The organism is Pseudomonas sp. 008 (genome assembly GCF_016861935.1).
Classification (GTDB): Bacteria; Pseudomonadota; Gammaproteobacteria; order Pseudomonadales; family Pseudomonadaceae; genus Aquipseudomonas.
This window is the reverse complement of the sequence record NZ_BOMA01000001.1, coordinates 638,939-658,514: the sequence shown is the minus strand read 5'-3', so window position 1 is coordinate 658,514 and position 19,576 is coordinate 638,939. Positions and strand designations below refer to the sequence as shown.

Sequence of the window (19,576 nt, the reverse complement as noted above, 5' to 3'; positions counted from 1 at the left end):
TGCCCCTATAGCAGCTACCACTGCGATATCTGAAGCCCGGCAGTCGTCCATTTTTTTTGGGGGGCACGCTGAGCCCCATGATGACTGTCTGCGCCTGACAAATCACGACGATGCTAGCTAATAAGCCCACGATGGCTGGCTAGAATATCTAGCTTCTGAGCGCTCTGGAGGCTTGGTGATGCCAAGGAAGACTCTCATTTTCGGAAACGGGCAGGGCATGGCCCTCGGCGCTCGACATTTTTCCCTTACTGACGCTATGGCAGCTGTGTGGGCCGACCCTTTACGGTACCCTGTGTAGCTACTGCTTCCCGCAGAAGCATGGCACGCATTTGATCGATGAAGTCATCTCGTGATACGAAGGCAAACGCCTCTAGCAGTTTCTGGGCGCGCGAGCGATCGCCAAGATTGAACTGCTCCAGCCAGGCGCGGGCACGGGCATCACTGGTTATGGCGGTTGGCTTGTCCATTGTTCAACGTGATCCTATCGGCCGGCGTGGTCTGCACTGGTATGCGGGGTGTCACAGGTTGTTTGATCGAGTGAGTACATGGTGCTAAGCCCGTAGACTCGATGCCTGTCCGAGAGCCTGTGAAGGCTCCAATGATTCCGAAAATGTGGTGGGTTTGTTTACCACGCTCAAACGCTCGTTGGTGGGGATGGGCCATCCGCACGTTCGGCCATTTCGCGAATCTGTTTCCTCACCTGATCTTCGCACTTGTGGCATGCAAAATACTGAATTCTTTCCATATCCCCCGTCACAAACTCACCACATCTCTCGCACGTGACTGCACCCCAACCTCTGTCATAGCAGGCCACACAACCCCACATCCCGTCGATGAAGAAAACAGAGGGTTGAGGATGCTGGCACTTGTGGCAGGATGCGATGTGTACAGCATCGTCCTCGCACCAGCAGTCCCCTGCTGAAAAGTGCTGCGAGCACAGGTCAATCAGGACGCCAGTGTCGATGGTGTGGGTACAGCTCTTGCAGTGGTGGATATCAGCCTGGAAAAACTTAAACGGTTTACCGCATGCAGGGCAGGGTAGCTCGGCATCACAGCTCACGAGCGCAGTATCATCGACCCCGCAGACCATGCAGGAGTAGTCAACGCCCCATTGATGGTTCTCTCCGACGATTGCCGCAGTCATTTTGCAACGACCGCAAGCCATAAGCTCTTTGCCTTTCTTTTTCTGGATTTCGATCTGAGGCTGTAAAATGTCAAACCGGGCTTTGATGAACTCGTCCTGTCGCATCATGCGCTGATTGAGCACATGCAATTCTGCAGAGTACGGCTCGAAAACGGCTTTCCATGGCCCAGTCAAAAGCCCGTAAAGATAATGCCACGACGCCCACGCCTCGACGATAACGCCGGCCTGTGTGGCGCCCAAATCATCCATGCCTGAGTGTGCAAAGTGGACGATCTGATTGCGATGCTCGCCAAGCGCTTTGAAGTTCTCGGCCGCTGGAGTTTCGATCTTATCGCCAAGGATAGAGCCTATTCGTTTTAGGGCGTCATCCAGATAAACCGAGAGAAAATCCCCCACTGCCAGGTTTTGAAGATCGCCAGTCTCTGGTTTAGCAAGCATCAGCGTCCAATGCTCGGCCATCAACCTGGCTTTCAAAAACAGTTCGATCGCCGTATAGAGATCGACGATGGCGTTTTTTGGCTTTTTCTGGAGGTGGTCAATCGATGTGTGCACGAAGCCTAGTGCGTTGCGCACCAAGCCATCGAATAGCTTCTCTTTCGTCCGGTGCTCCTGTTTAAGCCATCTGCGTCCCATATTCCCTCGCTTTATCCATTCTGACTTACTCGTATCACCTAGGATTTTGACTTAAGCGCTGAGGCCGCGCCATGGTAGCTTGGGGTGCTTAGCTCACGGATGGTAACAGTGCGTTTGGAAGCTGCGGCGCACCCCGCCAGGGCGTATGCCAGCAATGGATCAACATAGGGATAGTTGAAAATGCCAAAGCAGTATTTTATCAATGGTATTCCGCCTCGACAAAGACGAGGAGCACATTGAGTACGTCAGGGTTCGTAAGGACGGATTGGGGGACAATTTCGTGGTACCAAGAGGATTTGTCGCCCAGCTGATCACATCCGGTATTCCATTCAAGGCTCGTTGAGCGATCATTGGGACGGTTGGTGATCGCAGGTACCGTCCTGGCTATACGCAACGCGCATCCCGACATCAAGAAGCGTATGTACGATATCGGACTTTACAAGGCGGGGCTGGTAGATGCGTTCTGTGACGACTCGGAAGAAGATTTGGAGGAGATCGTGCAGCCACCAGATTGATCGTTCGCAGCTACCTGGGTTTGTTGCCAATCAGGTGGCTGCGAGCATTTGGGACGATGCAATCCGGACTTAGTGCGAGCTTGATCGCAGGAACTGGGCGATGCTCCCCATGGCAGCGCCCATCCTTTTGATCCAGCGATAGGTGACAGCTGGGCTTGTGACCAGGTGGTAGCGATCGTTGAGATCCTGGATTCGATTCAGGACAAACTCGCGCTCCGAGGCACTCAGATCCTGCTCCAGTAGACGTGCTTGCAGGGGAACCAGCTTGGCTTCGTACTCGCGAGCCCACTCTGGCCGTAGGTAGTTCTGAATCCTCTCCAAATTGAGCAGAAGGACTGCAGAGGCGGACAATGTCATCGCGCTAGACACCATGGTCAGGTCACCCTGGTTCCATAGCGCGCCCAGTGCCAGGCAAGGTGATATCGCTACCAACGACAGGTACAAGAAGCGTTTGGGTGGATCTTTGCGATCTATCGGATCAGTATGGCTCAGAGCTGCAATCATAGGGGGCACCCGTCAATGAGTTCAACGCGGATCGTCTCACAGCGGATCATGTGCTGGGCTCAGAATTCGTTACCAGATTTGTAGGTCACCAGGGGGGGGCTGGGGTAACCGTTCGGGTAGGCCTTACTGGACTCGACCTCGACTTGCGTAGCGGATTCGATACAACAAAAGCGAAGAGTTTGATTAGCCTCGTTAGCCATCACCAATCGCGAGAAAAGGGTTATCTGGCGGTATCGATTCTAAAAGTAACGTCGGCTCCTTAATCAGATACCCCCTCAGGGTGGTTTTCTTCCTGGGACCGTGCACTTGGCATACCCAGATGTTCAGACCGTTGTCTCGCTTCTTGTGAACTTTCAGCTTCTCGAACTGCTTTTGCACCCAACGCCATTCCTCAATCTCCTGATCTGAACCCTGCGAAACGCCTGGGAACTCTTGCACGTAGCGTTGGAAGAGACCTGGCGTGACCAGAAATACGCTGCCACCCACCGTGTGGATTTTAGCCTTACTGTCGTTGATGATCAGCTTGTGGTTCTGGATGCTTTCCTTGACCCAATTCAGGAAAACCTGACCAGGTTTATTCGAAGGGGGATTTGAGATTTCGAGAGCACTTTCTGACGGTGTGTCACTAGCCTCGGGGTCTGCCAATTCGAACATGTCCAGCAATGTTCCGAAGTAGTCGGCATCCCCCATCACTATGGGATCTGGCAGCGATTGGCTTTGACGCGATCCGGTACTGACTGTCTTGGGGGCTGGTGGTGATACCGGAGCGTCAGTCGAGTGGTCATCGGCTGCAATACTCACCGTTCCGCTGAAAGCTTCGGGGCGGTCTTCGCTCCCCCAAATCAAAGCCGGTTGTAGGCGAAGAAAGGTAAAGCTCTGCTGCCAGTTTCCCTGTGCCACTAGCGCGGTCCAGATAGCTTTGCCTTCCGGAGTCGACTCGACTAATCCATGCGATTGCAGTTCGTCGAACACAGCAATGTTGGACGAGGGAATGCCCTCAATCGACTGCGACAGTAAGTAGGCTCGCAGTTTGTCCGTGACCGCCTTGCTGACCAGCCACAGGGCATCGTGTGTCAGCCAGCCGGCGGCGCCTGGCTGGTTGAGTTTCAATTCGTGTTGAACCAGGTGACGCAGTCCGCTGATCAGGTGGTGTTGCAGGGAATGATTCGGCGCTTGCAGCGCCTTGTTCGGGTTGCCACCGATGTTCTGCGCGGTGGAGACGCGGTCGGCCTGCATCACCAACTCACCCAGCACCCCGGCGCGTTCGTATTGGCCGGCCAGGACATACAGCAGGCTGGCCCACAGCGGCGGAAAACCACTGAGCCAGTCCAATATCGGGCGGTCGAGAATCTGGGTGTAGAGCAAGCCTGCGGCGGCGCCGTGCAGGTGGTAGTCACGGCCCTTGAGGTAGCGAAAACGGTAGGGCTGATCCAGCGGCCCCTGCCAAGGACGCCAAAGGCTACCATCCTGGCGTTCGACCAGCAGGTCCACGGCGATCTTGCCGATGTCATGCAGCAGGGCGCCATAAGCAATACCCGCCGACCAGGCATCGGTCTGGGCGGACTGGTCTTCGGGTGCGGCGCCGGTGGGAAGCAGATACGACTGGCGCAGTTTCAAACTGCAAGCGACCAGCTCCAGGCCATGGTCGAGCATGCCACCGAGATACGCATGGTGGTGCGTCTCGCTGGCCGGGAGTTGCTGGACCTGTTCGGCGTAGCGATGGATCGGATTTAAATAGAGTTGGGTGAACTGCGCGTGGGAGAGGGCGGTGTATTGCCAGATACGATCGAGCAACTGACGGCGGTGTTCCGCTGCTAACAAGCTGTGGGCCGACTCGATGGGCAGGTAGCCTTCGGCGACGCTCACGGTCGGCGGCGGAGAGGGCTTCTGCCTTTTGTGGCGAAACAGACTAAGCATCGTGACCTCCGGGAAGTGGCTGGGTCAGTGGCCTTTTAGCCTTTTCGGATAGGGCTCTTACCCTTGAATCCCCATTCCCTTCCAACCCTTACCCGTCCTTTTGGCTCGTGTCCCTTTGTGCGGCAATCGGAATATGGATACTGCTAGACATCGTTTTGTTAGGGGGCTGGTACGAAAAAGAAAAGAGTCGGTACACTGCGGGGCCTATTTTTTGGGTCTTGCCATGAACCTCACTGACGCCACGCTCGTGCTGCTACTCGCGGCACGCATCCATGGGACCGACGAAGCCGTCAGGGCCTCGGCGAAGAGCGTGGTCAAGAAGTTACCGCGCAGCAAACGTGATCTGATCTACAAGGTGATCGATAGCCGAAGCCCGCTTGAGCTGGTGGATTTTCTGGCGCAGAACCTGGATGCGGAATGACAGGCTGCGGGTGTGTGCCCATCTCTGATTCTTTGCGTCAGAGCCCTGCGGCATTGGGGCTTTTTCTGGGCTTAGAAAAAAGGGCTCAACTCGCGTCGGGCCCTGTGCAGCGTTTTCAATGGTGAGGTAACGATCAAGCTCCATCGCTCATGCATAACGAGTCATCCATAACCGCCTGCTTCAATTGCTGCTCCAAGTTGAGCACATACTCCGAGGCGCTTCGAGCGTGACCACTGGCCCGAAAGATCGCACGTTTGTCTGCTTTGAGCAGGCTGAGCCAGGAGTCGATGTAGCCCTCGTGCCGCAGCTCTCCCTGAATGCCAGCGTAGGCGCATAAAAACGCAGCGCCCATTTCGGCGACCAACTCCTCAAAGGCATAGCCTGGCGAGCCGAACGGACAGGATGAGGTCACACCCTCGCGCTGCAACCGAGAATGATGTCCGGTCCAGTGCGTCAGCTCGTGAAGTGCGGTGGCGTAGTACCCACCTTCATCGTGAAACTGCGCTTTTGTCGGCAGTTGGATGAGATCCCTAATCGGGTGGTAAAAGGCTTCGTCGGCAGGCCGATGAACGATGTGTGCACCCGAACTTGACAGCAGATTTTCCGCAGCGCTGTTGGCCAGGAAGGGATCAGTCGGTTCTGTGTCGATCAGTGTTTCATCGTAAGTGTCGAGCCCTTCTGTTTGCTCGATGTTGAACAGGAAATGCGTCCTGAGAATACCGAAGTGAGCGACCTTGGGCTGACCGTTTTCATCGAGTACGGGTTGGCCTGACTCGGTCTGTTCCTCGCGCTCCATCGGCTTGTAGAGCACCGCCAGGGTGCTGTGCTCACCCTTACGGATGTGCCCGCCGGCTTTTTTGGCTTGATTGAAGGTCAGCCAACGATCTTGAGTGAACCCCTGCAACCTGGCCTCGGCCCAGAGCAACGGTAAATTGATCCCCGAATAGGGACGCCGCGTGATGGCGTTAATGGGATAGGGTTGATGATGACCGACGTCAGCTGAGCCACTTGAGGACCAGGGTTTGATCCAGGGGACAACGCCTTGGTCTAAAGCAGTAACGATCTTGTCAGTCACGTCTTGGTAGATATCGCGCATGGCATTTTCCTCGAGAGAAAACGGAGGAACGCCTTGCCCGTCGGGGAGGGTTCCCCGGTTGGGTGATAGATGGATTGATGCAGATCTTGCATGCTGTCCGAATGTAGATTTGAGCGCCGAGTACGGTTATGTGCGTTTAGCGTTGATGTTCTCCTGCAAGCGCTATCAGCAAGGCGACAGGCTGGTCCGGCTCTTGGAGCAGGCTAAGGCTCAGTTGCAGCAACGGGTCATGGTGTGGCTGACCCGTTGGCGCGATGTGGGTTACCTCAAACACCACATAGGGCTCGTGTGGATTGGCCAGGTGAGCCTTGAAGGCTGCGCGCAATAGATTGCTCAGCCGATCGACCTGCAGCTTCTCAGAATGACCTGAGCGCTCGAGCAATACTGCGCGTTGCCAAGCGCCAGGCGTTAACACAATGGGCAACCGAAGGGTGTTCAGTGCTTCCGGTGTCAGTGAGTCGGACATGGTGTGCCTCCGTTGAAAACGCGAAGAGACCTGTCCCATGGGGAAAGAGTTTCCCCGCGGTGGGTTGAAGAAAAACAAGAAGGTTTGCCTGGCGAGCAGAGCTCGGAAGGCGCTCAGAAGAGCAGTAGGCGTTCATCACCGTAGAAACGGTCATCGTGCGAGCCACCGAACGCTAATCGCACTTGGGGAGAACCATCACCGAGGTGACGTAGTCTTGAAGGCTCTGGCTACCTAGGAAGGTGCTGTCGGTAACAGCGATCCGTACCTAGTATTTAGCCGGACGATTTACATGGTTCAATCATTGTAGAGAAGCTGTTTTACGGGGCTTGTCTTCTGTCTTCCAGTGAAGATTTTTCGACTGGGCAAACTGATAAGCGGTCAGGCGCGGACAGTTTTCAGTAGTAGGCTGTTACTCCTGTCTCAATCATGAAAGCGCTCAGAAGAGGGCGAGACCATGCCGACGCAGACCCCTGTTCAGAATTCACGTGCCCACCGCTGGGCATATGCCTGTGGCATGTCGATAAAACGCGGGTATCGCAAGTTGAAAGCGTTTGAGTCCCGCGTGGCTGAGCGTGCGGTGTCAGCAGGTATGCCTGCAGGTAAATTACTTGTTCGTGGGAGCTTTCTGATCGCCAAGTTCACTATGGTGGGAGCGTTGCTTTTTGTAAGTTTTTGGCTGTTCCTGTCATTGATGACTCTAATGGGTTTGTATTGGGTAATCGTCCATCGCCGACCCAACGCCTCAAAGGACTTTTACGGGGCTCAGGCATTCGGAGATCCTTATGGCGAGTACGAACTCAATCGTGCACCGGGACAGCCTGACCTGGACGAGCATTAGTGGGTTGTCGTTAGCTTTTTCTGATTGAAGTACCTGCAGAGATCAGAGCATCAGTACCTTTCGAACCCGCATTTTGTGCACTGAGTGTCCCTTTTCCTAACATGCCTTCTGCTATGGAACCTACGCTATATCCGGCCCAACTCATGGCGGCTAGAAAAACCATCGGCAGCACGATGAACATCGCCCCCATCACATACTCAATTACCTGCGCCGTGACCGTCCCATCCATAAAACCGGATGTGGGCAGCGATAACAGCACTTGATTGGAAGCCGAAACCTGGTTGTACAAGGTATCGAGCATGCTGGAGTCGACCCAACGCGCCAGTTCCCACCAGAAGCTCAGCATGTGTAAGGTGAACAGCGCGAACGTCACGGTCATGACGGTTTTCAACTGGTAGGTACTGACCAACAGTATTAACGGCAAGCTGATGATGACGCCCATGATCAGGAAAGCCTGCACCATCGGTAGTGCAGCGCGTAACGCATTCATCGACGGGAAGTTGCTGAAGGAGCCGAGGGCCAGCCCGGTATTGGTGGCCAGGTTATTGAGCCCCTGATTGATCGAGCCGCCGCGAGCGCTGGAGCCATAGTCCTGGTACACCTGTCCGGGCGACATGGACATCGATTGCTGGCGCGGGCTGACCAGCTCGCGCAGGGTGGCATCCTCGATCTCATTGCTCGAACGACCAGTCAACCAACCTTTCAGCTGAGTCAGCAGAGAGGGATCAACCTGCTGGATCAAGCGCTCGCGCAACCCAACACCGCTATCACTCCACCACTGCTTGCAGGTGGGGTAGCCCGCGCCATTCTCCAACCGCGGCAAGGAGACATCGCGGCTTTCGTCATACGGCCAACTGACCCGCGGCGTGCGTGATCGATCGGTGTCGTAGTAGCCGGACGTGTCGAGAAAATAGCTTGAGCCGATCCAGGACGCGTCGTGACTTTGTGCCTTATCCAACTGCGGGCGGTTGGTGAACAGCCGAGAACGGGAATAGCCATAGCAGTCGCGGGTGAAGTCGGCGACTTCCTGCAGCAGTACCTGGCTGTCGATGCGCGAACTGTCGATCTCCATGCGCATCTGCCGGATATCCGGTGCGCAGGGAATGGAGGCGGTGGCTGCGGCGGTTACCCCTTTGCTCAAGGCATGCACCAGAAACCACCAGATCGGCACGTTGGCGGAGCGTTCGCCGATGGTGTTGAAGGTGGTCCCCCAGGCCGTTTCCGCCGGCTTGGCCACACTAACGCCGCAGCGCTGGCTCGACGCATCGTCAAACGCCATTGAGGCGAGGCTCAACGGAAAGACCGGCGCGCAGCCGAACAACAAAACGATGTAGGCCAGCCATAAACGGTTCTCGATCCGCGGTACCGAGAGCAGTCCCTTGTTGCCTTCATCTGCACCTTGCTGACGGGCCGACAGCCACTCTTGCAAAATGATTGCGCCAAAGGGCGCGGCGAACAGTCCGGTGTCGGACAGGACGCTCCAGAGGCCGTTGTTGATGATCCAGGCCAGCAGGGAGAGGTAAAACTCCAGGTAGCTGTTGGTGCTCATGAGCATGGTGGTGACCTCACAATCGGTTGAGTTCGACGCAGGTAAAGAGCACGAGCCCTAATGCCCCGATACGCTTCACGCGCAGTCGATCCTGTGGTCGATGTCGGTAGCGCCGGAGCAGATCCCACCAAAGCGCAAAGAGGGCGCCGTAGAGCAGGGCACGCCACCACCGCAGATAGGGCCGTACCGATTCCAATGCCTGCTGCCAGACCTCGAAACTACCCAGCGCAGTGCGGCCGATCCATGCGACCAGTGCGGCGGTCAGGATCATCACCGCGGCAATCCCCAGACTCGAAAGCAAAGTGAATAGCGGTGAGCGTTTCATGGCTCACTTGCGCCTGGCGTCGGCGTCATTGAGTCGACCGGGCTCAGGGTCGCCTTGCTCGACGGTCCGCGAAGCATCGGCACCACCGGCATGTCGATCGAGCACCAGGCTGGCGGTGTTGGTGGCCAGCATCTGCCGGACCTGCAGTTCGGTCTGCAGCAGGCGTATTTCGCGCTCCAGAGCGTCGATGTTTTTCGTCAAGGCCGTCTGTGCTGGTTCGGCGGAGGCGATGTTCGGTTCGTGGCTGCCCGCCAACAGGGTTCGCAGTAGTAGGAGCGCCTTGTCGAGTACGCTGGACAAGGCCGTCTCACTGGCTAGGCGCCGTGCCAATAGATCCTGGTCGGGATCGTCGCGCAAGGCTTCGATCACGCCACGGGTCACCGGCAGCATTGGGCTCGAGGCTTTAGCCAGATTGTCAGGGGTTGGCGACAGTGAACCGGACAGCAGCCCTTGCAGGGCTTTGAGACGTTCGCTGTACGTCTCCTGGATCAGCGGCGTCAACCCGGTACCAGCGGTAGCACGCAGGGTTTCGCAGGTGTCGCAGGTCGAGACTTCGCTCTCGCCCAACACGCGAACGGCCCATTCGGATTCCTCTTGGGGTGAGGTCCATGTCTGGCAAATAGCCCCACCCAGGCAATCGCTGCTGCTGATCGAGGCACTGTCATCCACCGACCGGTTATGCAGCAGGTTATAGCCCGCTCGCACCACGTCGGCGGTCACCCGAATGGGCGTCTGCCCATCACCACCAGCCTTCGAACCGCCGACCCAGGACACCCCATTGTTGCCGTTATGGGCCTCGGTATTTTTCACCGCGGCCACTGCATCACCGCCGGTTTGCTCCAGATTGCCTTGCATCTCCTGGTTCTTGGCCAGCGCGCCCCAGCCGGCCTGACCGACCTTGTCCGCCATCTTTTCGGCCATGGCCTGGCAGGTCAGCTTGGAGCGGTCGAAGTCGATACGACCTTGCATCACCCCGTTACTCAGCAACTCATAGAGTCCAGGGTTGGCGCGCTGAATGATCAATGCTGGCAGCGACATCACCGCCTGGGTCGCGTTCTGCACGATGCTGCCCATGATCTGCTGGAAACCTTCGGTGGCACCGTTCAGCTGGTTTTGCAGGGTGTTGGTGAGGCTCATGTTTCCGCACATCATGTTCGCTCGCCAGGAGCCGCCGACGCCGAGACCACTGGGTCGGTAGAGCGAACTCGGTGAGCCGACTGCCGAGCCGCCACCAATGGTGTACATCACTCGGTCGTCGAGTACTTCGCCTTGAGTGCCCAGGCGGTAATCGCCTTCGGTGGCGTGGGCATACGTGGCAATGGCGAGCAGTCCGCAGAGAAACAGGCTCTCCACGGTAAGTGGTCCCGCGCGAAGCCAACTCATGACTCACCGCCTTCGAAGTCGATGCTGAACAGAAAAGTCTGTCCTTCACGTTTGCAGCAGCTATAGGGACGCCACAACGACCAGGCGTAGCCGCCATCCACGCTTTGTTCCTGGTTGCTGGGGAAGATGGCGCACGTCGGTTGAACCTGGGGGTAGAGCAATTGCCATTTGTGGGTTGAAGCGTCGTTTTCAGCAATCGGGCCAGGCGGCCAGTAACCGTCGCGTTTGGTCGGCGTGAGCGGTACGTACACATGTGGCTGCCCGCTACGAGTGATGACATCGCCGGCCCGTTGCGCCATGACGGCGGCCGCCTTGAAATCGTCGGGCTGTACCAGAAAACCCTGCCGGGGATAGACGTTGCCCCACATGTTTCCCGAGGCCTGACGACCGATTTCGCGGATCCCCGGCATGAGCGACTCGGGGTAAAGACTTTCCGGGATGCCATAGCGCCAGGCCAGTGAGTCCAGGGTACTCATGTAGTAAGGCATGAATGCAGTTGCACCGCTGGCGCAGGCATAGCCGGATTGCGAAGCCAGTTGCGTGGCGATCCAGCCACCGGGGTGGCCGATGCCATCGACGTTCTTGAAGCGGGGCAGGTTGTCGCGGTGGGTGTTCGGGGTGATCAGGTTGCCGCCACCTTCCGCGCCGCTGATGGGCGAGGAGAGGGTGGCCATCTCGGTCCAGGGGTTATTGCCGGTGGTGGCGTAGCTCGAGACCACCAGTTCAGGAGTGAAATGACGAACCTTGGTCGAGGTTTTGACTGTGCAGCCGAAGGGCGTGCAAAGGAGCCAGAAACAAATGCCGACGACCCTGTATGCGAGGCAGTTTGGCGAGAACACGGAGGAGGTGATGTTGGCGGTGTCCAGCGCCACGCTCGGGCCGCACGCCAGCAGGATGCTTAGCGCCAAGGGCCGTAGCTTTGTGGGTAGGATTGACGCGCAGGCAACGGACATGATCCAGGCTCATCGGTGATGGCCTGGGCAGATTCGGTTACGGACTGAAGACTGTCAGTGGGAATTATGAAGGCAGGTCTATCGGATTTGCGAGACGTGAGACTATTATTTGACGTGAAGGGAGCTGCGCAGGATGTCCGGCTCTGTAAGTAGTTGATCTGCGGTAATTTCGAAAATATTGGCGAGCTTGCACAGGACCAACAGCGACGGATTGCCCGTGCATCGTTCGATTTGACTGACGTAGGTGCGATCCACCTCGGCCATGAGCGCCAGCTGCTCTTGGGTAAGGTTTTTCACGCGTCGCATCCAGCGGATGTTTTCCGCCAGCTGCAGACGAAGCTGTTCGTAGTCTTGAGTCATGCGCGCAAATTGCGCCTTGAGGGACTCTCAATCCACGGGATATAGTCTACATTGGCATTCAACTAGGCCATTTGGTGTTCATGCCTGTTATCGAGCGTTCATTTGGTGTCGTTAAGCTTTTTCGAGGCAGGACTGCGCGTCGAACAATAAATCAGAAATCTAGGGTGGGTATGGACGAAAACTACATTTCAATTCCTGCGGCGGATGGTTGCCCAAGTCTTCTGACGCCTTGGGGCCGCGAATTTGCCCCGATGATCGAACGTGGCGTGCAATGCGCTCAGGCTTGGCTTGATATGCCCGGCGAGATTCCACTGTGGTGGGCGCTGGCGCAAGCGCGCAAAACCTTTCCTGTCGGTGACTGCCAGGATGCCTTTGAAGCTGGATTCTTGTTGAGGATTCAACAGCGGCTAAGCAGTGTGTCACCCAGCCCAAATCAAAGCTGAGAAAAACGACGTTTAAGACGCGTACATACTCATGGCTTGAACGACTTCCGGAGTTCAGCAAGCGTTTCGGCTGCTAAAGCCCAATACCAGCGCTCTCGCAGAGTTGGTATTGGGTAATCGCCACCAGCGTCTAGTTAACCGCGTCTTTCAGCGACTTACCGGCTTTGAAACTAGGCGTCTTCGCGGCTGCGATCTTGATGGTGGCCCCCGTTTGAGGGTTACGGCCGTCGCGCGCTGCACGCGCTTTCACCGCAAAGGTACCAAAACCAACCAAGGTGACGTTCTCACCGCTTTGCAGCGCAGTGGATATGATGGTTGTGAGGGCTTCCAGCGCGCGTCCGGCAGTGGACTTCGGGAGGTCGGCGGAGCTCGCGATGGCCTCGACGAGATCGTTTTTATTCATGTATGACTCCTTCTGCTGGCTGAATGGTGACAAGTAATCTACTCAGATAGTTCGGGCATATCCAGCACAAAACCGCTCTCCAGCCCTTTGTAGATGTAACGCTATTTGGGCTTCAAATCGATACTTACGTCCCGATTCCACGGGCCTGGTCAATGCGCTCAGCTACCTGAAAAGCCGCTTCCAACTCCGAGCAGCCGTTTTCCTGCATCAGTGTCCAGCGCTCGGCTTTTTCCTCGGGCTCCGTCATGGCCAGGGCGAGATAAAGACTAGGCGGCACGGCCCGAAACAGCGTTTCGAGCTTCTTCGATAGCACGACCCCCTCAGTGTATTTACCCGGCTCCTTACTGGCGAAGAGCAGCAAGGCTTTTTGCGCCGGTGTGAGCTTCTTGAAGCGAGCAATCTCTTCGATTTCCGCGGGCGGCATGTTCAAGCAAATCCACCATTCGATCATGTTGAGCATGGTCTGCGCAGCAGTGGGGAAGTCGGCAAGGTTTTGTGTCGCCAGCCAGAACCACGCGCCGAGCTTGCGCCACATCTTCGTCCCCTTGACTACGAATGGCGCCAGCAGCGGGTTTTTGGTGATGATATGGCCTTCGTCGGTGACCATGATGATTGGCCTCCCCAGGTACTGGTCGCGTTCGGCTAGGTTGTTCACGGTGTTCATCAGGCTGATGTAGCTGATGGACATCTGCGCCTCGTAGCCTTCGCGAGCGTAAGTGGCGAGATCGACAATGGTCACATCGCTCTCGGGCCAAGGCGTGCCCTCGCGATCGAACAGTTCACCCTCGAAACCTTGGCAAAAAAGGTCGATGGACTCACCCATTTCCTGGGCACGCTCGCGACGCTTCTCCGGCAAGTGCGGGTCGGCGGCGACGCGCAGCAAGGCGTCGCGCACGTTGCGGGTCAGTACCTGGCGACACGCCGCGACACACGTTTGCGCCGCATCGAGAATGCACTCGCGGATCAAGCTGCGATCGGCTCGACTCAGGCGCGCCTCTTCCTTGGCCTCGCCGCCGGTGATCATCAGGCGGGCGGTGATTTCCAGTTCGCCGAGAACATCGCGCTGGTCTTCGCGACTGGTTACCACCTCATCGTCCAGCTCATCGATAGACAGACTCGCCACCTGATCCGGTTGCTCGACCAGGCGCCAAGCATCGACAAAGGGCGCGAGGCTGACCGAGGCACCAGGTTTCAATTGGACCTTATTGACCGACAGGTCCTGTGTCGCGAAGTAGTCGCCCTGCAAGCCAAACGAATTGCCGGCTTCGACGATAAATAAGCGAGGGCGGTACACGGCCATGACCTGCATCAGCAGGGTGACCAGGGTGGCCGACTTGCCGGCGCCGGTCGGGCCGAACAACAGCAGATGGCCGTTCATGGCCCGGTCCAAGCGTGACAACGGATCAAAGCTCAACGGCGAGCCACCACGATTGAACAGGGTGATACCCGGGTGGCCGGTGCCTGTGCTGCGGCCCCAGACCGGGACGAGGTTCGCCAGATGCTGGGCGAACATCAGTCGCGTGTACCAGTTGCGCGTGTCGCGGGCCGGGTTGTAAGCCATCGGTAACCAACGCAGGTAACTGTTGCAGGCGGCGACTTCATCGCCTTCGCGTACCGGTTGCAGCCCCGCACCCAACAGCGCGTTGGCCAGGCTGACTGAGCGCTGGTGCAATTGCTGCTCATCGTGACCGCGCACGTAGAACGCCAGGGTGCCGCGATACAGCTTGTGCTGGCGACCGATGATCGCACGAGCCTCTTCAACATCTTGGCGGGTCTGGGTCGAGGCTAGGTTTTCACCGATGGCTTTGCGAGCAAGGCGGTTCAACTGATCCTCAAGTACATCCTGCGGTTTGACCACCAAGGTCAGACTCATCACCGTGCCTTCAGGTAACTGGTCGAACAGGGCATTCACCGCGTCGCCCTTGCGGGTTTCTCCGGTGAGTTGACCAATCAAGGGCGCCCGGCGCAGCTTGTCCACCACCATGACCCGGTGGGGCTGATCGTCAAAAAACCAGAGTCCGTACTGCACATCCGAACGCGGTTCGTTGAAGAACAGCCGCTCGGCAAAGTCATGATCGAAGGGCAGTTCCAGCGACTCGCCCTCGCCCAACTCCGGATAGGCCACGCGGCGGTAGAACTCCTCGGGTGCTTCATTGGTGAGCGTGGGCGCAGGATTGAACCAGGGCACTAACCAGGCATAAAGACCTCGGCCATCGACTCGGGTCGATTGCACCCCGCATGCCCGCAATGAAGCCGCAATACGTTCGCAAGCCTGCTGCAGGGATTGCACTGGGGTGAGTTGCGTCTCCTCAGCGTCAGACTCAAGCCAGCGATAGACCACCAGGCGCACCCGTCGGTTATTGCCACGCCAGGGCAGGCGCGTCACCACCTTATCCTCAAACAGACCACCGGGCTTGGCGATGGCCTTTAGATGACGGCGGCTGAGCGCCAAATACGTCTCGGTGAAGACCGTGCCTCGCGCGCTGTCCTGAATATAATCGGTGAGCCGGGTCAGGTAGGGGGTGAAGTCGTGGTCGTCCTGGCAGAAAAACTGCGCCACCCAAGGCGTTTGATCCAGTTCGTCAAAGCTATCCTGCAGGGCATCCTCAAGGGCATCCCGGGCCGCCATCAGCCAATCGGGTTCGCGCCCTTCGGTACCGATAGGCAGCAACTCGAACACTGCACCCACCGAGCGATTGTCATCCAGCAGAAAACACTGCTCGGTGTCGAGGTACTCGACCCACGGCAGGTGATCGGTGAAGCTGGGGTGGTGTGCATAGAGTGCGGCGTCATCGGCCATGGTAGCGCGAGGACGTAGTGGGTTGCGCCAGGCTTTCCACGCGGCAGTGCGGTTGCTCGAATCGCCGGTACGCACTACAAGTCTTCCTGACGTTCACCCGGCAATGCGTACTGCACACGTTGGTAGAACGGAAAAACTGTCGAGTAACCCGGGACCGGTGCCTGCTCGGTACCACTCAAATGCGGATACACGTACAGCATCAGATCGGGATTGGGCAGGCGTGGGAACAGATTGTGGATCTCGTTCGTCGCGGTGCGAGTGTACGGTTCTTGGAGAGAGGTAGAGAAATCTGCCTGAGCCAGCGAGCGACGTAACTGCTGCCGAGCATCCAGCAGTTGCTGCTGAGCACCTTGTGAACCGGCGCCGTTCCAGATGTCCAGCATGGTTTGCTCGCCATGGGGTAGAAGCGTTTCCTTGTCGGTGGAACACCCCGCCAGGACCCAGCAGAGCAGGCTAATCCAGGTCAGGCAGAGAGGCATGGTCTTTTTCATGGCGAACGCTCCGGCCCTTGGGCTCGTAGTCGATGGTGATCTCATGGTCGAGGTGCAGTGCGACTTGTGCTGCAGGCGGTACGTAAACGGCCGCAAAGGCCTCGCCATAGAGTTTGTTAACCCACTCGCGGATGTCGCTGACTCCACTGCTGAGGATTGAATTCAGTGCGCTATTGCCACTGCTGCTGGTGACCCCGAGGGTACTGCCGCCCGAACTGATCACACTGCTGTTGTTCTGCTCATCCCCGAGCAAGGCGGCGACACCCGCACCAGCCGCAGTGATCAGGCTCTGGCTGCCGAGGTACTGCTGGGCGTTCGAGCGGCGCTCGCCAGCGATGCACGGAATGCCATACGGATCGGACAGGTAACCGAGTCCGCCACGGATCTTGTCGGTGTTCGAACTTTGGCTGGTGGAGGCGTTGCGGCTGGCTACCGCTTTCGGCTGAGGCACCGTGCGGATGGTGCCATCGGTAAATACAAAGGTGATTGACTCGACCTGTCCGCGTACACAAGACAGGGTCCAGTCAGCGGACGCCGTGCCGCTCATCACGGCACCTGCAACGTCCGGCAGGTCGATGCCGTTCGCAGTCAGGTTCTCGGGACCGACCAGCACCTTGAAGGGATAAGGATCATTCACTGTACCGTCCACCGGGACTCGGCCGATCAGCGCGGTCATGGCGACCGAGCCCATCAATGTCGCGTTTTCGGGAATGGTGTAGACCGGCTTCGCGCCTTCGGTACGATCAACGGATCGTGTCAGGTCACGCTCAGCTTTGGTGACTGCCCGTAGCTGTTTCTGGCTGCGATCAATAGCGTTGTCTTTCAGGCCCTCCAGTGAGTTGAAGGCGGTAGGCAGGCTCAGCGCGGAGGAGGTCTTGGTTTTGCCTCGGGCGTCGGTGGACGGAGCATCCGAGGGTTCAATCCACTGCAGCGCATCATTGGCAGAGTGCTGCCCTTCAAACTGAGCACCGTCGCCGGGCTCAAGCCCCAATCCGATTGGCATATCCTTGCCTTTGCCGGTCAGCCCCGACAACTGCTCCTGCAATTGCGTCAGCAGACCGCGAGCCTGGCGACTCTCTTGTTCAGCTTTGAGTCGGGCCTCGTTGGCTTGGCGGCGGCCTTCGTCGACCTGCTGGGTCACACTGCCAAGCGCCGTCTGGATACGTGAATCGACACTGTTCTCCCGCTCGCGCAGGCGGTTGTTTTCCGTCTGCAGTGAGTCATTGTGTTTCTTCAAACCGAGCATGTCGCTGCGCATGGCCTTCACCTGGCCGACCAAGGTGGCGACCGTGTCTCTTGGGGTATCGCCCGCAATGCCGAGCGACTTGGCTTGCTCGGCGGATAGCTGAATGTTGCCCTGATCAACCGGGTTCGCTGGAGAGGGAGGGCTGCCATCCGCGACCCAGGTTTTCAGGATGATCAACACCACGGCCAGTAGCGCAGCCGGTACCAGCCATTTGAGCAATGCGTTAGCCTTCATCGTCTGCACCTCGCGCAACGGGCGGGAGTAGCACGGCTTGTTCGAGGCCGGCTCCGCGGGTGACGAGGTAGGCAACCGTGGTGTCTTCAGCGCTGCCGACAGGCCCGAGGAAAGCATGCTGGAAGGCCGCGGCGAACAGCTTGGCTTGAAGCCGACGCGGGTCGAGTTGCAGAGTCTCTGAACCACGATTGCGCAACTTCACCGCCGTCACCCAGTAATCACCGAGTCGCCAGGCGGCGATGGGTGTGCTGGACACGTTTTCGGTCGGCAGCAGGGTTGGCAGTTCGGTGCGCAGCTTGAGCGGGACGCGGCGGACGCCGGGCAGGGACTCCACGGCGCGCAGCGGTGCGTACAGGCTTTGCGCGGCGTAGCGTGTCAAAGCGACCGGGATCGGCGTGCGTTCTTGAACAGGGACGGTGCTGGATTCGGCCTCGGTAGCCTGCACCGGAGCATTCTTTAGAATACGCACGGGCTCCAGCGGCTGGTCGCCGGGACTGGCCGCGATATCCAGCAGGATGATCTCACCTGTCGCGACAGATTGCAGTTGCAGTCGGGTCGGGGCAATGGCTTCCGACGCTTGCAGGTACAGCGTGCCGCCGGTCGATTGCACACGCAGCTTGCCCGTCAGGGTTGAGGGAACGCCGACGCGAACAGCCTCATCGACAAAGACCACCCGCTCCTGATTGATCACCAGTGGGACCGCGAGGGGAAGGCGTTCCCAGCGCATCAGTTCGACGGCTTGTGCTGCTGCTCCCCATAGCATCAGTACGACGGTGAGTCCCAGGGTAGAAATCCGCTTCATGGCTCACCTCCAGGCAGGGAGATTTTTTGCGGAGTGCCCTGATAACAATCCAGTGCCAGCCCCCACTTATTGCGTTCGGGATCCAGATCAAAACGCACCACGCGCAATGGATACCGCACCACCACCCGTTTCACCGGTTCGGCGGCGTAATATTCATCGGCATTGAGATCGAGCTTGACCAGCCAGCTGTCGCGGTCGAGTTGCTTGACCCTGAGATCCGGATCTTCGCTGTAGCCTCGGCCCAGAATTTCGTAGACGCCACGCACCCGCTGGCGCAGCTCGCCGGCGGCCTTACGGTACTCATAATCACCGTCGAGGAAGGCCTTGCAGGCGGGTGTCAGGTAGGACTGCAAGCCATAGATGGCGCGGCGATAATCCTGCTCGCCATCCGAAGGCCAGCGGTTGAGTTGGCCAAAGATGTACAGGGCAAAGGCATAGACATTCTCTGGGGGGACATCCCACCATTTGCGCGTGCTGCCCGAGCGCAGATCCGGGGGGACATGCACCGTCAGATCGGTCGGTGCCGAGCGCCAGCCATACCAAAGTCCGGCACAGACCAGGGCCAGAATCACTACCGCCAGACGCAGGCTGAAGATGTGGGCCTGTTGGGCATCTACCTTGTTCCGAAATCGGCTCATGGCTGCCTCCGGGACAGGGCAGGGCGCAGTCGACGCGAACGGCGAACCGTCCAGGCGCCGGAGTGCAGGATCAGACTTCCGCGACCCAGGCGCCAACGGCTGGCCAGTACCCATTCGAGTTTGCGGTACAACCAGGTCTCGGGGCGAGCCCGTTTGGCCCGTCGCAGTAGCGTGCCACCGGCCAATAACACCAGCGCCATGCCGGCGATCATGCCGGTCGGCGCTATGGCAATGGAAGCGGTGGCAATCGCTAGAGGAACGTCCAGCAGCAGGCCAATGACGGCGCCGGTGCCGAGTGCTACCCACATCTCATCATTGGTCAACCCTCGCAATACGGCGGGATCACGATTGAGTCGCTCTGGAAGAAAGACCAAGGTGCCGTCGGCAAGGCGTTCGATAGTGTCGTTCATGCCGA

20 protein-coding genes are annotated in these 19,576 nt (G+C 58.1%); 3 read left to right on the top strand and 17 right to left on the bottom strand.

Annotated elements, in window-relative coordinates; all coding sequences use genetic code 11:
- Positions 1-634 precede the first annotated feature (634 nt).
- From JUI81_RS02875 to mobH, 3 genes are all read right to left on the bottom strand, one after another.
- Complete coding sequence (locus JUI81_RS02875) at positions 635-1,777, bottom strand: hypothetical protein (protein ID WP_204123688.1); 1,143 nt, start codon at positions 1,775-1,777, stop codon at positions 635-637.
- Between the two features lie 584 nt (positions 1,778-2,361).
- The gene (locus JUI81_RS02870; RefSeq protein WP_204123687.1) at positions 2,362-2,796 is read right to left on the bottom strand and encodes a hypothetical protein; all 435 of its coding nucleotides are present in this window, start codon (positions 2,794-2,796) and stop codon (positions 2,362-2,364) included.
- Between the two features lie 192 nt (positions 2,797-2,988).
- Entirely contained in the window at positions 2,989-4,713 is a 1,725-nt protein-coding gene (mobH, locus tag JUI81_RS02865) for a MobH family relaxase (RefSeq protein ID WP_204123686.1), read from the bottom strand.
- 223 nt (positions 4,714-4,936) lie between these two features.
- Between mobH and JUI81_RS02860 the strand changes: the two genes are divergently transcribed.
- Positions 4,937-5,134, top strand: a complete 198-nt coding sequence (locus JUI81_RS02860; protein ID WP_007901093.1) for a hypothetical protein — start codon at positions 4,937-4,939, stop codon at positions 5,132-5,134.
- A gap of 133 nt (positions 5,135-5,267) precedes the next feature.
- Here JUI81_RS02860 and JUI81_RS02855 read toward each other — a convergent pair whose 3' ends face one another.
- Complete coding sequence (locus tag JUI81_RS02855; RefSeq protein WP_204123685.1) at positions 5,268-6,230, bottom strand: ArdC family protein; 963 nt, start codon at positions 6,228-6,230, stop codon at positions 5,268-5,270.
- Positions 6,231-6,366: 136 nt separating this feature from the next.
- Complete coding sequence (locus JUI81_RS02850) at positions 6,367-6,696, bottom strand: hypothetical protein (RefSeq protein WP_204123684.1); 330 nt, start codon at positions 6,694-6,696, stop codon at positions 6,367-6,369.
- A gap of 454 nt (positions 6,697-7,150) precedes the next feature.
- Here JUI81_RS02850 and JUI81_RS02845 point away from each other — a divergent pair, with 454 nt between their 5' ends.
- Entirely contained in the window at positions 7,151-7,534 is a 384-nt protein-coding gene (locus JUI81_RS02845; RefSeq protein ID WP_204123683.1) for a DUF3742 family protein, read from the top strand.
- Between the two features lie 10 nt (positions 7,535-7,544).
- Here the strand turns inward: JUI81_RS02845 and JUI81_RS02840 are convergent, their stop codons facing one another.
- From JUI81_RS02840 to JUI81_RS02820, 5 genes are all read right to left on the bottom strand, one after another.
- On the bottom strand, positions 7,545-9,089 hold the full coding sequence (locus JUI81_RS02840; RefSeq protein WP_204123682.1) for a conjugal transfer protein TraG N-terminal domain-containing protein: 1,545 nt from the start codon (positions 9,087-9,089) through the stop codon (positions 7,545-7,547).
- A gap of 10 nt (positions 9,090-9,099) precedes the next feature.
- Entirely contained in the window at positions 9,100-9,408 is a 309-nt protein-coding gene (locus JUI81_RS02835) for a hypothetical protein (RefSeq protein WP_204123681.1), read from the bottom strand.
- 3 nt (positions 9,409-9,411) lie between these two features.
- Complete coding sequence (locus JUI81_RS02830) at positions 9,412-10,791, bottom strand: integrating conjugative element protein (protein ID WP_204123680.1); 1,380 nt, start codon at positions 10,789-10,791, stop codon at positions 9,412-9,414.
- Entirely contained in the window at positions 10,788-11,744 is a 957-nt protein-coding gene (locus JUI81_RS02825; protein ID WP_204123679.1) for a TIGR03756 family integrating conjugative element protein, read from the bottom strand. Before JUI81_RS02825 ends, JUI81_RS02830 begins: the two co-directional genes overlap by 4 nt.
- A gap of 105 nt (positions 11,745-11,849) precedes the next feature.
- Complete coding sequence (locus JUI81_RS02820) at positions 11,850-12,104, bottom strand: helix-turn-helix domain-containing protein (RefSeq protein WP_204123678.1); 255 nt, start codon at positions 12,102-12,104, stop codon at positions 11,850-11,852.
- A gap of 170 nt (positions 12,105-12,274) precedes the next feature.
- On the opposite strand from JUI81_RS02820, the gene JUI81_RS02815 reads away from it, so the two are divergent.
- Positions 12,275-12,547, top strand: a complete 273-nt coding sequence (locus JUI81_RS02815; protein ID WP_204123677.1) for a LasR-specific antiactivator QslA — start codon at positions 12,275-12,277, stop codon at positions 12,545-12,547.
- Between the two features lie 130 nt (positions 12,548-12,677).
- Here JUI81_RS02815 and JUI81_RS02810 read toward each other — a convergent pair whose 3' ends face one another.
- From JUI81_RS02810 to JUI81_RS02780, 7 genes are all read right to left on the bottom strand, one after another.
- On the bottom strand, positions 12,678-12,950 hold the full coding sequence (locus JUI81_RS02810; protein WP_090454301.1) for an HU family DNA-binding protein: 273 nt from the start codon (positions 12,948-12,950) through the stop codon (positions 12,678-12,680).
- A gap of 124 nt (positions 12,951-13,074) precedes the next feature.
- Positions 13,075-15,825: a conjugative transfer ATPase gene (locus JUI81_RS02805; protein ID WP_204123676.1), complete on the bottom strand. Its 2,751-nt coding sequence runs from the start codon at positions 15,823-15,825 to the stop codon at positions 13,075-13,077.
- Entirely contained in the window at positions 15,825-16,241 is a 417-nt protein-coding gene (locus JUI81_RS02800; protein ID WP_204123675.1) for a TIGR03751 family conjugal transfer lipoprotein, read from the bottom strand. Before JUI81_RS02800 ends, JUI81_RS02805 begins: the two co-directional genes overlap by 1 nt.
- A complete protein-coding gene (locus JUI81_RS02795; protein WP_204123674.1) occupies positions 16,204-17,721 on the bottom strand; it encodes a TIGR03752 family integrating conjugative element protein in 1,518 nt (505 codons plus the stop codon). The genes JUI81_RS02800 and JUI81_RS02795 overlap by 38 nt, the downstream gene beginning before the upstream one ends.
- Entirely contained in the window at positions 17,711-18,523 is an 813-nt protein-coding gene (locus JUI81_RS02790) for a TIGR03749 family integrating conjugative element protein (protein WP_204123673.1), read from the bottom strand. Before JUI81_RS02790 ends, JUI81_RS02795 begins: the two co-directional genes overlap by 11 nt.
- On the bottom strand, positions 18,520-19,161 hold the full coding sequence (locus JUI81_RS02785; protein WP_204123672.1) for a PFL_4703 family integrating conjugative element protein: 642 nt from the start codon (positions 19,159-19,161) through the stop codon (positions 18,520-18,522). Before JUI81_RS02785 ends, JUI81_RS02790 begins: the two co-directional genes overlap by 4 nt.
- Positions 19,158-19,571 carry a TIGR03750 family conjugal transfer protein gene (locus tag JUI81_RS02780; protein WP_204123671.1) on the bottom strand — a complete coding sequence of 138 codons (414 nt, stop codon included), beginning with the start codon at positions 19,569-19,571 and terminating at the stop codon, positions 19,158-19,160. The genes JUI81_RS02785 and JUI81_RS02780 overlap by 4 nt, the downstream gene beginning before the upstream one ends.
- Between the last annotated feature and the right edge of the window lie 5 nt (positions 19,572-19,576).

Excerpts from the sequence above, each read along its gene's own strand:
- JUI81_RS02875 (WP_204123688.1), bottom strand. The coding sequence starts at position 1,777 with ATGGGACGCAGATGGCTTAAACAGGAGCACCGGACGAAAGAGAAGCTA.
- JUI81_RS02870 (WP_204123687.1), bottom strand. The coding sequence starts at position 2,796 with ATGATTGCAGCTCTGAGCCATACTGATCCGATAGATCGCAAAGATCCA.
- mobH (WP_204123686.1), bottom strand. The coding sequence starts at position 4,713 with ATGCTTAGTCTGTTTCGCCACAAAAGGCAGAAGCCCTCTCCGCCGCCG.
- JUI81_RS02860 (WP_007901093.1), top strand. The coding sequence starts at position 4,937 with ATGAACCTCACTGACGCCACGCTCGTGCTGCTACTCGCGGCACGCATC.
- JUI81_RS02855 (WP_204123685.1), bottom strand. The coding sequence starts at position 6,230 with ATGCGCGATATCTACCAAGACGTGACTGACAAGATCGTTACTGCTTTA.
- JUI81_RS02850 (WP_204123684.1), bottom strand. The coding sequence starts at position 6,696 with ATGTCCGACTCACTGACACCGGAAGCACTGAACACCCTTCGGTTGCCC.
- JUI81_RS02845 (WP_204123683.1), top strand. The coding sequence starts at position 7,151 with ATGCCGACGCAGACCCCTGTTCAGAATTCACGTGCCCACCGCTGGGCA.
- JUI81_RS02840 (WP_204123682.1), bottom strand. The coding sequence starts at position 9,089 with ATGCTCATGAGCACCAACAGCTACCTGGAGTTTTACCTCTCCCTGCTG.
- JUI81_RS02835 (WP_204123681.1), bottom strand. The coding sequence starts at position 9,408 with ATGAAACGCTCACCGCTATTCACTTTGCTTTCGAGTCTGGGGATTGCC.
- JUI81_RS02830 (WP_204123680.1), bottom strand. The coding sequence starts at position 10,791 with ATGAGTTGGCTTCGCGCGGGACCACTTACCGTGGAGAGCCTGTTTCTC.
- JUI81_RS02825 (WP_204123679.1), bottom strand. The coding sequence starts at position 11,744 with ATGTCCGTTGCCTGCGCGTCAATCCTACCCACAAAGCTACGGCCCTTG.
- JUI81_RS02820 (WP_204123678.1), bottom strand. The coding sequence starts at position 12,104 with ATGACTCAAGACTACGAACAGCTTCGTCTGCAGCTGGCGGAAAACATC.
- JUI81_RS02815 (WP_204123677.1), top strand. The coding sequence starts at position 12,275 with ATGGACGAAAACTACATTTCAATTCCTGCGGCGGATGGTTGCCCAAGT.
- JUI81_RS02810 (WP_090454301.1), bottom strand. The coding sequence starts at position 12,950 with ATGAATAAAAACGATCTCGTCGAGGCCATCGCGAGCTCCGCCGACCTC.
- JUI81_RS02800 (WP_204123675.1), bottom strand. The coding sequence starts at position 16,241 with ATGAAAAAGACCATGCCTCTCTGCCTGACCTGGATTAGCCTGCTCTGC.
- JUI81_RS02795 (WP_204123674.1), bottom strand. The coding sequence starts at position 17,721 with ATGAAGGCTAACGCATTGCTCAAATGGCTGGTACCGGCTGCGCTACTG.
- JUI81_RS02790 (WP_204123673.1), bottom strand. The coding sequence starts at position 18,523 with ATGAAGCGGATTTCTACCCTGGGACTCACCGTCGTACTGATGCTATGG.
- JUI81_RS02785 (WP_204123672.1), bottom strand. The coding sequence starts at position 19,161 with ATGAGCCGATTTCGGAACAAGGTAGATGCCCAACAGGCCCACATCTTC.
- JUI81_RS02780 (WP_204123671.1), bottom strand. The coding sequence starts at position 19,571 with ATGAACGACACTATCGAACGCCTTGCCGACGGCACCTTGGTCTTTCTT.